At 65.8% G+C, this 14,182-nt stretch carries 16 protein-coding genes; 8 read left to right on the top strand and 8 right to left on the bottom strand.

Features of this window, described 5'->3' with window-relative positions; all coding sequences use genetic code 11:
* Positions 1 to 13: 13 nt before the first annotated feature.
* From ABZ412_RS10385 to ABZ412_RS10375, 3 genes are all read right to left on the bottom strand, one after another.
* Positions 14 to 454 carry a prevent-host-death protein gene (locus ABZ412_RS10385; RefSeq protein WP_357278772.1) on the bottom strand — a complete coding sequence of 147 codons (441 nt, stop codon included), beginning with the start codon at positions 452 to 454 and terminating at the stop codon, positions 14 to 16.
* Between the two features lie 433 nt (positions 455 to 887).
* Complete coding sequence (locus tag ABZ412_RS10380; protein ID WP_357278770.1) at positions 888 to 1,301, bottom strand: hypothetical protein; 414 nt, start codon at positions 1,299 to 1,301, stop codon at positions 888 to 890.
* A gap of 130 nt (positions 1,302 to 1,431) precedes the next feature.
* Positions 1,432 to 2,103 (bottom strand): hypothetical protein, encoded by a 672-nt coding sequence (locus ABZ412_RS10375; protein WP_357278768.1) that lies wholly within the window; start codon positions 2,101 to 2,103, stop codon positions 1,432 to 1,434.
* A 422-nt stretch (positions 2,104 to 2,525) separates the two neighbouring features.
* Here ABZ412_RS10375 and ABZ412_RS10370 point away from each other — a divergent pair, with 422 nt between their 5' ends.
* The 3 genes from ABZ412_RS10370 (at position 2,526) to ABZ412_RS10360 (ending at position 4,722) form a co-directional block, all read left to right on the top strand.
* Positions 2,526 to 2,756, top strand: a complete 231-nt coding sequence (locus ABZ412_RS10370; protein ID WP_357278766.1) for a ribbon-helix-helix domain-containing protein — start codon at positions 2,526 to 2,528, stop codon at positions 2,754 to 2,756.
* Positions 2,753 to 3,196 carry a PIN domain-containing protein gene (locus ABZ412_RS10365; RefSeq protein WP_357278764.1) on the top strand — a complete coding sequence of 148 codons (444 nt, stop codon included), beginning with the start codon at positions 2,753 to 2,755 and terminating at the stop codon, positions 3,194 to 3,196. The genes ABZ412_RS10370 and ABZ412_RS10365 overlap by 4 nt, the downstream gene beginning before the upstream one ends.
* Positions 3,197 to 3,465: 269 nt before the next feature.
* Positions 3,466 to 4,722, top strand: a complete 1,257-nt coding sequence (locus tag ABZ412_RS10360) for a haloacid dehalogenase-like hydrolase (protein WP_357278762.1) — start codon at positions 3,466 to 3,468, stop codon at positions 4,720 to 4,722.
* 1 nt (position 4,723) lies between these two features.
* Here the strand turns inward: ABZ412_RS10360 and ABZ412_RS10355 are convergent, their stop codons facing one another.
* Positions 4,724 to 5,005: a hypothetical protein gene (locus ABZ412_RS10355; RefSeq protein ID WP_357278760.1), complete on the bottom strand. Its 282-nt coding sequence runs from the start codon at positions 5,003 to 5,005 to the stop codon at positions 4,724 to 4,726.
* 176 nt (positions 5,006 to 5,181) lie between these two features.
* On the opposite strand from ABZ412_RS10355, the gene ABZ412_RS10350 reads away from it, so the two are divergent.
* Together ABZ412_RS10350 and ABZ412_RS10345 are read left to right on the top strand one after the other, a co-directional pair.
* Positions 5,182 to 5,820, top strand: coding sequence for a hypothetical protein (locus ABZ412_RS10350; protein ID WP_357278758.1), 639 nt, complete (start codon positions 5,182 to 5,184; stop codon positions 5,818 to 5,820).
* Positions 5,821 to 5,920: 100 nt separating this feature from the next.
* Positions 5,921 to 7,306 (top strand): cytochrome P450, encoded by a 1,386-nt coding sequence (locus ABZ412_RS10345; protein WP_357278756.1) that lies wholly within the window; start codon positions 5,921 to 5,923, stop codon positions 7,304 to 7,306.
* Positions 7,307 to 7,372: 66 nt separating this feature from the next.
* On the opposite strand, the gene ABZ412_RS10340 is transcribed toward ABZ412_RS10345, so the two are convergent.
* Positions 7,373 to 8,620 carry an FAD-dependent monooxygenase gene (locus tag ABZ412_RS10340; protein WP_357278754.1) on the bottom strand — a complete coding sequence of 416 codons (1,248 nt, stop codon included), beginning with the start codon at positions 8,618 to 8,620 and terminating at the stop codon, positions 7,373 to 7,375.
* 253 nt (positions 8,621 to 8,873) lie between these two features.
* Between ABZ412_RS10340 and ABZ412_RS10335 the strand changes: the two genes are divergently transcribed.
* Positions 8,874 to 9,410: a pyridoxamine 5'-phosphate oxidase family protein gene (locus ABZ412_RS10335; protein ID WP_357278752.1), complete on the top strand. Its 537-nt coding sequence runs from the start codon at positions 8,874 to 8,876 to the stop codon at positions 9,408 to 9,410.
* 137 nt (positions 9,411 to 9,547) lie between these two features.
* Here the strand turns inward: ABZ412_RS10335 and ABZ412_RS10330 are convergent, their stop codons facing one another.
* Together ABZ412_RS10330 and ABZ412_RS10325 are read right to left on the bottom strand one after the other, a co-directional pair.
* Positions 9,548 to 10,030, bottom strand: coding sequence for a hypothetical protein (locus tag ABZ412_RS10330; protein ID WP_357278750.1), 483 nt, complete (start codon positions 10,028 to 10,030; stop codon positions 9,548 to 9,550).
* Between the two features lie 158 nt (positions 10,031 to 10,188).
* The gene (locus ABZ412_RS10325) at positions 10,189 to 10,995 is read right to left on the bottom strand and encodes an LLM class flavin-dependent oxidoreductase (RefSeq protein ID WP_357278749.1); all 807 of its coding nucleotides are present in this window, start codon (positions 10,993 to 10,995) and stop codon (positions 10,189 to 10,191) included.
* A 274-nt stretch (positions 10,996 to 11,269) separates the two neighbouring features.
* On the opposite strand from ABZ412_RS10325, the gene ABZ412_RS10320 reads away from it, so the two are divergent.
* On the top strand, positions 11,270 to 12,079 hold the full coding sequence (locus tag ABZ412_RS10320; RefSeq protein WP_357278747.1) for an SAM-dependent methyltransferase: 810 nt from the start codon (positions 11,270 to 11,272) through the stop codon (positions 12,077 to 12,079).
* 11 nt (positions 12,080 to 12,090) lie between these two features.
* Here ABZ412_RS10320 and ABZ412_RS10315 read toward each other — a convergent pair whose 3' ends face one another.
* Positions 12,091 to 12,579: a DUF420 domain-containing protein gene (locus tag ABZ412_RS10315; protein WP_357278745.1), complete on the bottom strand. Its 489-nt coding sequence runs from the start codon at positions 12,577 to 12,579 to the stop codon at positions 12,091 to 12,093.
* Between the two features lie 187 nt (positions 12,580 to 12,766).
* On the opposite strand from ABZ412_RS10315, the gene ABZ412_RS10310 reads away from it, so the two are divergent.
* Positions 12,767 to 14,137, top strand: coding sequence for an NAD(P)/FAD-dependent oxidoreductase (locus ABZ412_RS10310; RefSeq protein WP_357278743.1), 1,371 nt, complete (start codon positions 12,767 to 12,769; stop codon positions 14,135 to 14,137).
* Positions 14,138 to 14,182: the final 45 nt, after the last annotated feature.

The following is a 14,182-nucleotide window of genomic DNA, read 5'->3' as shown; positions in this document are numbered from 1 at the left end:
GGAGGGTGCTGAGTCATTGTTCGGCCGCCGTCAACCACTCTCTCAGCTGCTCGTCCGTGGATAGCTCCACGAACTGCACGAAGTCGACGTTCTTCTGATGATTGAGCGCGGCATGGAGATGGTCCTGCCAGTCAGCGGTGTACTCGCGCATAGCTTCGATCAAGGCGGTGATCGCCGTATCGAGGTCGGGCTCCTCCACGGCCAGTGGAAGACCTGGCAGGTATGCGACCCAGTTGTTGTTTTCCCGCACTACTTGCGGTTCGTGGACACGGATGATGTGGGAAAGCAGCCACCGGAGCCGCCCAACCTCCACGAGCGCGGAATCCTTACCCTTACGAGACACCACGGCGACGTTGCCCTCTTCGGCGGCCGTCAGCATTTGGGCGAAGTGTTCTCTAGCGCTGTTCATGGAGCTGTATCGCTCGACAGACGTGATTCGCTCTGTGGTCGTCATCGGTCCCTCGATCTCTTCCGCTGCGGCCAGATGTACATCATGTACATGATGTACATCTGGCCGTCGATGCGCCAGGTGCGACATGCCACGTGGCGTGATCGTGATCTACCAGTCGGGCGTGTACCGCGCGTGGATCGCGAACCCACAGAGGGTTCCCCTCGCTTCATCCGACGGGCGCCATCACGTGATCTGCGTCATGGTCTTGACCGCCCGATGGCCCACCTGTCGAGTACTGCCCACAAGCGCGACCAGCAACGTCGATGCAACGCTCTTTTGCGCAGCAGTGCTGCGCACGTCCTACCAGATCTCGAAAGGCAGCGAGCGATCGCGGAAGTGATGGCTCGACTGGAAATTCCGAGCGCCTGGTCCGGGAGCAGCCCAAACTGGCCCAAGCGATCCGTCGTGAGGCCCGTGTAAGCCGCTGCCTCGAGAATCACGGCCCCGAACGGGCGCGGCACGGAGTGTCGGCGACCAGCCCTGCTGCTATCTCGATGCGTGCGTTGATGGTTCGGCGCAGGGCTTGGGTACCTGCCTCGAGGCGAACCATTTCACGGCCGCGGAGTCGTTCGACAACCCTAGGTGTTGGATGGTCGGAGATCAGGACGTCGGCGTGGTCCTCTGTCGGCAAACCTGCGACGAGATCGACGGTTGTCGTTCCGCGAACGAACCAGTGCGCGGTGTTATTGCGTGGGTCGATAGATGGCTGCAGTTGATAACCGAGGCTTTCGAATGCGGTCGCCGAGGTATTCGGAATGCCACGCTCGGTCTCGATGCGCAGCACAATGTCGACGTCGTTGGTCGGGCGAACGATGCCGATGCCGTGATGGATTGTGTGCTGCTGGGTCATGAGCCCGCCGACCAGAGTCCAGTTTGTCGCGTGGGAGAACCTCGGCCAGTTCGGCGACGTTGGGCCACGGCGGTGGCCAGCCGCCTGGCAGGGGATGCGATGTCGATCGTTGGTCGCTGCGCCTGATCGCTCATCGGTATGCCTCCAGTGTCCCGGCGAGAGCGCGTTGTCCGACCCCCCGGATGCGTGGATCGAGAGCGGTCGCGGCATCGAGCGCCGCGACGACGGCGCTGGTGGAGACGAGCTTGCCGACTTGGTCGAAGTCGAATTCGGTGACACGCAGGGTGATGTCACCAGAGGACTCGGCCCGGAGGCCAAGGGTCCGAATCGCGCCGTCGAGTTCTTGTGCGGCGATGTAACCGTCGATCCGGCCCTCTCCGCTGTCAACGATGCCGAGAGCATTCATATTGGGGTGCAAGACAATTGCGCGAAGCCGGGGTATGGCGGCACGGTGTGCCGCGAATGTACGCACATGAGCGCGGTCGCGGACCCGTGAAATCAGTTCACTCGGATCGACTAGGTCCCGGAGCGTGCGTCGGACCCGCGAGGTCTGGGTTGGGCCGAGCCAGTCGGCCTCTCCGTCGGAGAGGATCGCGATCGCTCCCCACGCCGTGTGCTCGGCCCACGAGCGAGTTCGACCTTGGCGCTGCGACATCAGGTAGCGATCCACCGAATCTCGCTCGAGCACCCCACGGGTGACCTGGGTCAAGCTTCCTGAATTCACGAGGCGACGCACATGCCGAGTGGACACTTCAAGTGCTGCTGCTGTTTCGTCCAGGCTGATGAAGTGCCTCTCGGTCATGACAGATAATGTCCCATTTCGGACCTATTCTGTAAAAACTGCCGGCTGGTCGACCATCCCTGCCACGCTATACATGCGCGTTCTGCCGCACGATTTGTGCGCGTTCTGCCGCTACGAACGTGCGCTTATTGGCCGAGGTTGGAACAGTTGCTTCGCCATCGTGTAGTCGATGAGTCGGCCTGATTCGCAGTTGATTCGTACCGGTCGGGCGAGTGGAGCGATCGCGATCACCGGACACCGCCCAACGAGTTCGAACGGGCGCCCACCGCCCGGATCAGGATGTCCGGCCCGTCCATCAACACCGCCCGGTTCGTACGCTGGTCCGCCAGCCCCACTTCACAGCAGAGCCGCAGGTCATCGACCTGGGGCTCTGCTGCTTTTCGGTAATGCACGAACCCGGCAGGTGCCCGTACCCTACCTTTATGAAGGCCAAAACGAGCGTGTACCTGGATCCCGAGCAGGCTGCCCGTCTCAAAGAGGCTGCCGAAGCAGCGGGGCGATCGGAAGCCGATTTGATCCGCGAGGGGATAGACCTGGTATTGATGCGGGCGCACCGGGTCCGGCGCACCCGTCCGTGGCCGTCGTTCGATTCCGGCGATCCTGGGTTTGCCTCTGACAGTAAGGATTTGCTCGGCGAGGCATACGGCGAGTGAGCTTCTTCGTCGCTGACACTTCGGCCATCATCGCTGCCTACGATCGCGCTGCGGACCTGCACGAGCGAGCCCGTGAATTCCTCGCCACCTCCGTCGCGGTTGTCTCGCCGCTCGTGCTGGACGAGGTCGATCATCTGCTGGTCGCGCGATTCGGAAAGGACCGCCGTGTAGCCGATCTCGTCCTCGACGATCTGCTCACCTCCGCCGAGGAGGGTGCGGTGCTTGTGCCTCCGGTGGACCGCGATGACCTCCGGGTTGCTCAGAAGATCATCGAGCAGTATCGCGGCCTGCGGCTCGATCTGGCCGATGCGGTGACTGTCGTGCTCGCCGAGCGTTACCTCACCAACGACGTACTGACGTTGGATGAGAAGGGCTTTCGTGCCGTGCGGCCGCTGACCCCGGCTCATTCGTCGTTCCGGCTCTTGCTCCAGGGCGATTGAACCGCTGACAACCGCGGTCGGGTGCCGGCCGCGCGGATCCAGTGATGTCCGGCCCGTCGATCAGCAGCACGGTTCGCATGCTGGTCCGTCAGCTCCACCGAACGGCATAGCCGCAGATCAATGGTCTGCGGCTCTGTTGCGTTTTCGGAACAGGCTGCCGCGCATCCGATCTCGTGCGGCGGAGTCGATGCCAATAATTTGCCGGACACCAGTCCTTTATTTACGTAGGTGACGGCTTGTGGTGGGGTGCGATGCCTAGCGTGCCGCGCATGACAAAGAGATATCTACTCGCGCTGGCGGTCATGCTGGGCCTCGCCTCCTTGGCGATGCCACAGGCGAGCGCGGCCCCGTCGAGCAACAACTGCGCGCAGCTCGACCGTTCACTGCAGTGGTACGGCGACAACGCCTCGAAGCTGCAGCAGCTGGTCGACGAGTACGGCAAGTGCAACAAGGCGGTTCACGGCAACAAGCACCCGGTCGCCACCTTCGACTGGGACAACACGACGATCAAGAACGACGCGGGCGATGCCACCACGTTCTGGATCCTGCGCAATGACAAGGTATTGCAGCCTCCGAACAAGGACTGGACGCAGACCAGCCCGTACCTGACCCAGGATGCCGCCGCGGCGCTGTCCCAGGCGTGCGGCACCACCGTCGCCGCCGGTCAGCCCCTGCCGACCAGCACGAACACCGCGTGCGCGGATGAGCTGTACACGGTCTACAACGACACCACGACGACCACCGGCAAGCCCGCGTTCGCCGGTTGGAATCAGCGCCGCACGGAAGCCTCCTATGCGTGGGTGAACAACCTGCTCTCCGGCTACAACGACGAGACCGTGACCAAATTCGCCGAGGCCGCCCGCGCGGAGAACCTCGCCAACCCGGTCGGCGCCACGCAGATGGTGGGCACCAAGAAGGTCGTGGCCTGGGTCCGCTACTACGACCAGATGGCCGACCTCTACCGCACCTTGCAGAAGGAAGGCTTCGACGTCTGGGTGATCACCGCCTCGCCGCAGGCCGTGATCGAGGCCTGGGCGCCGCATCTGGGTGTGCAGCGCAATCACATCGTGGGAATCCGGAACGTCATGGATCACGGTGTGCGCAGCTACCACACCGTCGGCTGCGGTGGTTCCGGTGACGATCAGGCGATCACCTACCTCGATGGCAAGCGCTGCTTCATCAACGAGCGGGTCTTCGGCGTCACCGGCGCGGCCGCGTGGGAGCGCCAGGACAACCGCCAGGTCTTCGCGGCGGGCGACTCCACCACCGACGCCACCTTCGTCCGCGACGCGACCGCGCTGCGCTTGGTGATCAACCGCAACAAGACCGAGCTGATGTGCCCCGCGTATTTCAACGGCGACGGCAAGTGGCTGATCAACCCCATGTTCATCGAGCCCAAGGCGCAGAAGACCTCGCTGTACCCGTGCTCCACCAAGGGCTACACCAACCCCGACGGATCCGGCGCCCCCGCGAAGGACGACACCACCGGCGCGGTCATCCCTGACCAGGCCGACAAGGTCTACTGAGCTAGGACGCCACCACCGGCCGGGCTCGGCGAGATCGCCGAGCCCGGCTCTTTTCGTATCCGGGTACCGCGACGGCGGCACGCCGATACGGGCACGGTGCCTGCAACGCCTCGGCCATACCGCGCGCCGGCTCCCACACCGAATCGACCGGCAGCGGACCGTAATTCGTGACCACCTCGTCCAGCGCGGGCGCCGGGATGTATTCGCTCGCACTCCACGGCAGCGGCCCCTCGACATCGGCGTCCATGACCCGCACCGCACCGCGAATGCCCGAATCCGGCATGGAGGATCACGGGACGGCATCGCGTTCGCCGTCGCGGCGGGGTTGCCGAACCGCCGATCAATTGTCCTGGCCGTCAATCGGTTTCACACCGGAGGTGCGGGTTGCCGGGTGTAGCGGATGGCTTGCGGTGCGGTAATGTCTCTGACCAGCTGAGTTCTCTAGATCGGAGCGGGTTGGTGAGTGCGGTGATGTCCCCGGTGCGGCAGGGACAGCCTCGGTCCAAGCGGGTGTGGATCGTCGGGGCGGTGGTGCTGGGAGTCGCGATCGCGGCCGGTGCGGTCTTCCTGATCAAGTCCGGCTCTTCCGACGACGCGGCCGCGGGGCCGACCTACCACGACACGAGCGACGAGTGCACGCTGGTCTCCGCCGCACTGCTGAGCCGCTACACCCCTGGGGCGCAGTGCAAACGCACCCCGACGATGACGCTCAACCCCGACGAGGTCACCCACACACCGAGCTGGACGACGGCCGATTCCGTGACGCACCCGGTCAGCATCCAGGTGGTCCTGCGCATGGCCGCCGGCTCGCCCGCGATGTACAGCCGTGCGCAGAGCTCGCTCTCCGATGTGTATCAGCCGCAGCTCAACGAGTCGAAGTCCACCGAGATCACTCCCGCCGAACTCGGGTCGGAGGTGCAGTCGGCCGTCATGGTCAGCGGTAGCCCGAAGGCGATTCCGGGTCGTTCCGACGCGCGACTCATCTTGCGTTCGGGTAATGCCGTGGTGGATGTCGTCGTCAACGACTGGAACGGCGCGGCCGCCTCGGAAGCCGCGGCGAAGGCGATCGCGGCGGACGTCGTGGCCAATCTGCATTAAACCGCAGGAGGGTTCGGCAAAATCTGTCCGAACCCTGGTGTGACCCCTTCCCTGCGGGTAACTTTCGGCCTTGTCGTCAGTTACGCAGGAGGGGTTTGCCTTGCCCAGAACACAATTCGTCGCGGCACCACCGACGGGCAGCGAGCTCCGGCAGATCAGCGGGCCGGCCACCAACTGGATCTCGCAGCTGCGGCGCCAGCGCCGCGACCCGCACGGCGCGGCGCAGCAGGACGAGAACACCTACGGTCCGGTGCATGTGCTGAACATGTTCGGCAGCCGGTGGATCATCGCCGCCGGTCCCGATGCGGCACAGCAGGTCCTGATGAACCGGGACGGGGTGTTCGCCAATGGCCCCGCGTGGAAGCCGCTCAACGGGCCGTTCTTCGACCGCGGCCTGCTGATGCTCGATTTCGAGGAGCACAAGGCGCACCGCGCGATCATGCAGCAGGCTTTCGGGCGATCGGCGCTCAATTCCTATCTGGAAGCCCTGCACACCATCGCGGAACGCCACATCGCGGAGCTGCCGGAAGGCAGCGTGGCCGAGGGCAACCCGGTGCTCATGCACAAGCGTTTGGAGCAGTTGACCCTGGATGTGGCCCTCGAGGTCTTCATGGGTGCGCGCCTGCCCCGCGCGGAGGCCGACCGGATCAGCGGCGCCATCATGGCGCTCCTGCACGCCGGCGGCGCGATGGTGCGGATATCGCTGCCCGGCAGCCGCTGGCGCAAGGGCCTGCGCGCCCGCCGCACCCTCGAAGTGTTCCTCGCCGAACGGATCACGGCCGCCCGCGACCAGCAGGGCACCGACCTGCTGTCGGTGCTGTGCCACGCCACCGGCGAGGACGGTGAACGCTTCACCGACGAGGACGTCGTGAACCACATGGTCTTCCTCCTGGCCGCCGCCCACGACACCACCACCGGCACCCTCGCCAACATCGTCTACAATCTGGCCAAGTACCCCGACTGGCAGAAACGCGCCCGCGCCCGCTCCCTCGACATGCCCCACGAACTCGGCTACGACGAACTCGCCGACCTCACCGAACTGGACTGGATCTTCAAGGAAACGACGCGCCTGTGCACGCCGATCCAGATCGAGCCGCGCGTAGCCGTGCAGGACACCGAGATCTGCGGCTACTTCGTCCCGGAAGGGTCGATGGTGATCGTCCCCGCCCTGGCCAACCACCACCGCCCCGAAATCTGGTCCCACCCAGAGGAGTTCGACCCGGAACGCTTCAGCGACGACCGCGCCGAACACAAACGCCACCGCATGGCCTGGGCCCCCTTCGGCGGCGGCCCCCACAAATGCCTAGGCCAGCACTTCGCCGGCCTCGAGATCAAAATGGTCCTCCACCAGCTCCTCCGCAGCTTCGAATGGGAAGTCCCACAGGACTACATCATGCCCCTCGACATGAGCGCCACCCCGCTGCCGGAAGACTCACTCCCCGTGACTCTTCGACGACGGGCGGACGCGTCCGGAGCTACGGGGTAACGGCCCCGACTGCACCCGCGGGGTGGAAATGGAACTGTCGCTGCTCGACCGGACCGGGGTCAGGCGTCACCCCTCATGGACTTCGGTTCTCGTCGTCGCCCGCCCACTCCGGGTCGGGCGCTCGTAGTCGGCGATGGTCATCGAGTTGTAGAGGCGGCCGGTCTTGCCGGCGAGGCGTAGGAGGGCTCGGCGGGGGCGGGTGGGCAGGGCCGAGATCAGGCGGGCGCCCTGGGTCAGTCCGGTGACGCCGAGGCGGGAGGCGGGGATGAGAGTCTTCGCGGCGCTGAGCGCGGCTGCTCGGCCGCCCTGGATGTGGGGTGTCATCACGCGTTCGTAAGCGGCGAAAGCGCGTTCGTGGTCGCCGCGCGCTCGAGCCAGTTCGCCCGCGAGGACGTAGGCGCCGACGACTGCCAGGGTGGTGCTGCCGCCCACCGCCGGGCCGGGGCAGTAGCCCGCGTCGCCGACCAGCGTCACCCTTCCGCGGGACCAGGTGTGCAGGTGGAGTTGGGTGATCGAGTCGAAGTAGAAGGCCGGTGTGGTGTCGAGTTCGGCCAGCCAATGGTCCACGTCCGGATGCATGTCCTGGAAGGCGTTGCGCAGCAGTTCCTTCTGCCGGGGCACATCGCGGTGGTGGTAGTCGAGCTCCTGCTCACTGTGGAACAGGAACAACGCCCGTGCCTCGCCGGAATGCCGGGTGCCGTACATGCCCACGGTCCGGCCGACGCCGACGTGAATGAGCAGCTCACGGTCCAGCGCGGCGGCCTCGTGCAGGGTCAGAACGCCGAGGTAGGCCCCGATGAAGGTGCTGTCACCGGGTCGGTCGCCGAAGGCGAGCCGCCGGACCGTGGAGTGCAGACCGTCCGCGCCGATGACGAGGTCGAATCGGCGCGGAGACGCGTGCTCGAATCGAACCTCGCCGTCGGGTGAGAGCTCGGTGATCGAGTCCCCGAACAGGTACTCGACATCGTCACACGCTGCGTCGTAATAGATCTCGCTCAGGTCGTCCCGCATGATCTCGACATGCCGGTCGGAGGCGGCGCTGAAGATCTTGCCGAGGTCCACCCGAACCGCCCGCGACGACCCTTCCGGCCGCAACGTCAACCGCGCGGTCCCGGTAGCGCACTCCTCGATCCGATCCAGCACCCCCATCCTCTCCGAGATATCCACCGCGGGCCGAAACAGATCCACCGCATGCCCCCCGGTCTTGCGCAACGTCACCGCCCGCTCCACCACGGTGACCGAAAACCCATGCCAGTTCAGCCAATACGCCAACACCGGCCCCGCGATACCGGCCCCCGAAACAAGAATCCGCATGTAGCCCTCCTTGTGAACGAGCCCCCACCATCCGCCGCCCACCCCTCCCGGATATAGGACAAATGTTCCCGCTCGGGAATGAACCCATCGCTTCTAACTGTTCAACTCATAGTTAACAGTTAGAAGGCCGCGTCTCGCATGGGCCGATCGAGAGGGAGGTTGGGGGATGACCGGGCATTATGCGCAGGTTGCGTTCACCGATGCGGTTCGGGCTCATCAGGCGGCGCATGGGAGTTTGCGGGGGTATGAGCGGATGGCGGCGGTGCCTGAGGTGGCGGATCGGCTGGGGGAGGACGAGGCGTGGTTCATCGGGGAGCGGGACAGTTTCTATCTGTCGACGGTGAGTGAGACGGGGTGGCCGTACATTCAGCATCGGGGTGGGGCTCGGGGGTTCTTGAAGGTGATCGACTCGCGGACGGTGGGGTTCGCGGACTTTCGGGGGAACAAGCAGTACATCAGTCGGGGGAATCTCGACCATGACGGTCGGGTGGCGTTGTTCCTGATGGACTACGCGGCCCGGACCCGGTTGAAGATCTTCGGGCGGGCGCGGGTGGTGGAGGCCGCGGAGCAGCCGGAACTTGTTGCCTCGCTGACGGTTCCGGAGTATCGGGCGCAGGTCGAGCGGGCGGTGCTGATCGAGATCGAGGCGTTCGACTGGAATTGCAGTCAGCATATTCCGGAGCTGTATCCACGGGAGGAGGTGCTGGAGGCGGTGGCCGACCTGCGGGAGCAGATCGCCGATCTGGAGCGGGAGAACGCGGCCCTGCGGGCGGCGGGGACGACGAGCTGAGGCGGCAATCAACTGGCGGCAGCCGCCGGTTTGGGCATCGAGGGACTCATGTATGCCCAAACCGACAGCTTCCGTGGCTATTTCGCGCTCAGCCGGAGTTCGGTATCGCCTGCGTGGCGCTCCTGGGCCCGAGGGGATCAGGGAGCCGTGAAGGTGCCGAGCCCCGAGGACACGTTGGCCGCAACGCCGTCGGCGGTCGCCAGGGCGACGATCCGGCCGGCTCCGGTGCGCACCGGTATCGACGCCGGGGCGCAGGTGCAGGGCTGCTCCGCGGTCTCCCGGACCGGCATGTCGATCATGCCGGTGGCGCCGGTGGACAGGTTCACCCACCGGATTCGGACGGCAGAGTCGAGAACATGGTCACCGTCGTACGCCGGCGGGTTGGCGACACCGAAGCTGGTGACTCCCGGCTCGTCGCCGACGGTGGCCGTCATGAAGATCGTGAAATATGCCGGGACGCCCCATGATTGGGAAACCTCCATCAATGGGAGCTGAAACGTGGTCGTCTCCGCGGCGTACGCGACGGCCTGCTGCTCCAGCAGCAGCGCGCCTGCCATCACACCCGCGAAACCCAGCCTGCCGACGACACCGGCAGCCCGGCGAGTCACGTCATTCGTCACTGAACCTCCTCTTGGTTGATTCGTGCGTGCATCGAGTGATTCCTGCGTCCAGAGACATCGGCGGCGTGACCGCATGATCATGGGATCGGCGCAGCCGACGGCCGCGAGCGCAGCGGCATCTGTGTATTCGACGCGGCGCGCCGCTCGGGCACCCTCGGCTACTGCGCGGCGCGCACACCGGCGGCGAAGGCGTAGTCGCTTCGCCAATCCGGGCCGGTGGGAGCCAGTACGACCCGCTCGACACCGGCGGCTTCGTAGGCGACCAGCTCGTCCGCGGCCTCACGAGGCTCCGCGGAGAGCGCCGGGGCGACCACGGTCACCGCGGGGGTCTGCCGCCCATGCTGCTGAGCGAGCTGCTTCAGGTCGGTCAGCAAGCCGGGCAGATCGTCGAGGCCCGGGTTGATCGGCATCCAGGAATCCCCGTGCGCGGCGGCCCGGCGCCGGGCACGAGCGCTATTGCCCGCGATCAGGATCGGCGGTACCGGCGCACCCGGCGACAGTGCGACATCGAGCCCGCCGTCCAGCGCGGTCTGCTCGCCGCCGATCAGCCGCGGGAGCACCGCCAGGGCCCGATCGGTGCGAACCCCCCGTTCCGCGAACGGCACACCCGCCGCCCGCCACCCGACATCTCCGTGCGCCGGGTTGCCGGTCCCGACTCCCACCAGCAGCCTGCCCTCCGACACCTGCTGCAACGTGGCGATCTCCTTGGCCGCCCACGCAACCGGCCGCATCGCCAGCAACATGGCCCCGAACCCGACCCGGATGCGATCGGTCACCGCCGCCGCAGTACTCAGCGCGACAGTACTGTCGAGCATCGGCTGACTGGCGACGAGGTGATCTGTGGCCCACAGGGATTCGAGCCCCGCGGCCTCCGCCACCCGCGCACTCTCCCGGACCTCGCGTGGCCCCGACCCCGTGCTGTGCGGTCCCGACGTGGGCAGGAATACGCCGATCTGAATAGCCACCGGAGGCCTCCACTTTCCTGTGCGGTTGATACGAGGCTCAACGGTATGGCCTTGCCGCGAGCGTTCCAATGCGTGATTTACTCAGATCTATATCCGAAGCGCGCAACTCCCGGCACGCGGTGGAGAATGCCGGGGAAGCGGGATGTCCTTGCCGGCGCAGCGTTTCGAGTGGGTTGTGAGGTTCGAGGTCTTGCCCGATCCGGGGGTGGGACTCATGGCGCTGCGGTATACAGGCGAGGGACGGGTTTTCGGATACGGGTCGTAGGGGGCCGTTGTGGCGAGTTCGCGTGAGCTACGTACTGATGTGCCGCATTCGGCTCGGATGTATGACTACTTCCTCGGGGGGAAGGACAATTACGAGGCGGATCGGGAGGCGGGGGACAAGGCGCTGGCGGAGTTTCCCGCTGTTCGGGTGACCGCGCAGACCAATCGGGAGTTCATGCGGACCGCTACCCGGTATCTGGCGGGGGAGGGGGTTCGGCAGTTCCTGGATATCGGGACGGGGATACCCACCGAGCCGAATCTGCATCAGGTGGCGCAGGGGTTGGCCCCTGAGTCGAGAGTGGTTTACGTCGATAATGATCCGTTGGTGTTCTCGCACGCGCGGGCATTGCTGGTGAGTGCGGAGGAAGGGCGGACGGCGTTCGTCCTGGCCGATGCGGGGAAGCCGGAGGAGATTCTCCACGCTCCGGAACTGATGGAGACGCTGGACCTTTCGCAGCCTGTCGCGGTGTCGCTGATGGCGGTGCTGCATTTCGTGCCCGGGGATGTGCACGAGATCGTGCGGACCCTGATGGAGCCGCTGGCGAAGGGGTCGTATCTGGCGATCTCACATGTCACGACCGATTTCGACGCCGGGCCCGACGATCCCGAGGGCATGGCCCGGCTGTTGCAGGTCTACATCGATCGCGGAATACCGGTGCAGCCGCGCACCCGGGACGCGGTCGAGCGGCTGTTCGACGGGTTGGAACTGGTGGAGCCGGGGGTGGAGATGATCCACCGGTGGCGCAACCCCGACGAGGAATTCCCGCCCGGTCACGACAAGAACGTGTCGCTGTACGGGGCTGTCGGCAAGAAGGTCTGAGCCGCACCGGGTTACGCGACGAAGGCCAGACCGTAGAAGATCCAGCTGGTCACGGCGGTCAGCGTCATGCCGATGGCGGCGATCGGCGCCCAGCGGCGATGCCAGGCGCTGTGTCCCCCGGGGCGCGGGGGTGAATCGAAGTTACGGGCCGCGCGGATGATCACCACGGGCCACAGGACGACCGAGAAGACCGCGCAGGCCAGGTGGACGGCCAGGGCGGTCCACACCACGGTGGAGGCGGTGCCGCCGACGACGCCCGCGGCCCGCTCCTGCCAGCCGTTGAAGCGGACATCCATCTCGAAGAGCACCACGGCGGCGAGCAGACCCACCGCCAGCAGGATCTGAACTCCCTTGTGCAGGCCGAATTTCCGATTGACCCGGGCCTGGTGGACGCTCCACGCCAGCACGGCGACCACGATCGCCATGACCAGCACCATGGTGTCCATCGCCCACGACGCTCTCGTGCCGAGGAAACCGTCGACTCCGGGGAAGTTGTTCATCGTCGGTGCCTTCACCTCTCTGCGGAGACAAACTTACCGACGGTGTGTCGGGAAGATCCGCGGACCGCGAGCGTAGCAGCGTGCGCGGCGTGTCCGCTTATCCCCCCTTTCCAGCCGCATCACCCCTCGTCAGCAGGGCCCGGCGGCTGTTTGATGCCGTTATCGTCACCGTCGAACGGGAGGGTTCATGTCTGGAACGCACGCGGCCGAGGGGCCGGGTCGGGTTTGTATCATCGGCGCCGGGCCGGCGGGACTGTCCGCGGCGCGGGCGTTGAAACGCCTCGGGATCCCGTACGACCAGTTCGAGCGGCATTCCGATGTCGGCGGCATCTGGGACCTCGACAACCCGGGCACCCCGATGTACGAGTCAGCGCATTTCATCTCGTCGCGAAAGACGTCGGGATTCTTCGACTTTCCGATGCCGGAGCACTACCCGGACTATCCGGGTAACCGGCAGATCCTGGAGTACACGCGCTCCTTCGCCGCGGCCTACGGCCTGCGCGAGGCGATCCGATTCGATTGCGCCGTCGTCGATGTGCTCGAGGACGACCTCGGCTGGCTGGTCACACTGGACGACGGCGCCGAGCGCCGATACGCCGCGGTCATCTGCGCGACCGGCGTGACCTGGCAGCCGCGCTCGCCCGAACATCAGGGCTCGTTCGACGGCGAGATCCGGCACTCCTCGACCTACCGCAGTCCCCTCGAATTCCGCGGCCGGCGGGTCCTGATCGTCGGACTGGGCAACTCCGGCGCCGATATCGCCTGCGACGCCGCCGCGAACGCCGAGGCCGCCTTCGTCAGCATCCGGCGCGGCTATCACGTCATCCCGAAACACATCTTCGGTATCCCCAGCGACGAAATCGCCAATAGCGGACCGCAATTGCCGCTGTGGCTGGAGCGCCCGTTCTTCCAGGCGCTGCTGCGGCTGCTCCAAGGGAACCTGACGAAATACGGTCTGCCGAAACCGGATCACAAACTGTTCGAGTCGCATCCGCTGCTCAACAGTCAGCTGATCCATTACCTGCAGCACGGTGACGTCGCCATTCGCCCCGATGTCGCGGCGCTGGAAGGCTCCCGAGTCCGGTTCACCAACGGCAGCAGTGAAGAGGTCGACCTGATCCTCCACGCGACCGGCTACGACTGGTCGATTCCATACGCGGAGAAGTACTTCGACTGGACCGAGGGCCGGCCCGACCTGTACCTGTCGGTGTTCAACCGCGAACACCGCAACCTGTTCGGTCTCGGCTATCTCGAGATCAATTCCAGCGCGTACACGCTGTTCGACCACATCAGCAATGTCGTCGCCCAGTACCTGCACGATCAGCGGCACAATCCCGCGCGGGCGGCGGCATTCGACGGACTCATCGCCGGCGATCGCCCGAAACTGAACGGCGGCATCAAATTCCTGGCCTCGGCCCGTCACCGCGCCTATGTCGACGCCCGCGCCTATCACGGCTATCTCGCGGTGTTGCGCAAACGATTCGGCTGGAGCAACCTCACCGCGGGCCTGTTCGAACCGATCCGGGCCGACCGTTCGGCGTCGGATGCCCGCCCATGAGGTGCCTGGTCACCGGCGCCCGCTCCACCGCCGAACTCGGCTACC

The organism is Nocardia sp. NPDC005746, from assembly GCF_040630785.1.
Lineage (GTDB): Bacteria > Actinomycetota > Actinomycetes > Mycobacteriales > Mycobacteriaceae > Nocardia.
Note: the sequence above shows the minus strand (reverse complement) of the source record. Positions and strands in the feature narration are given on the sequence as shown.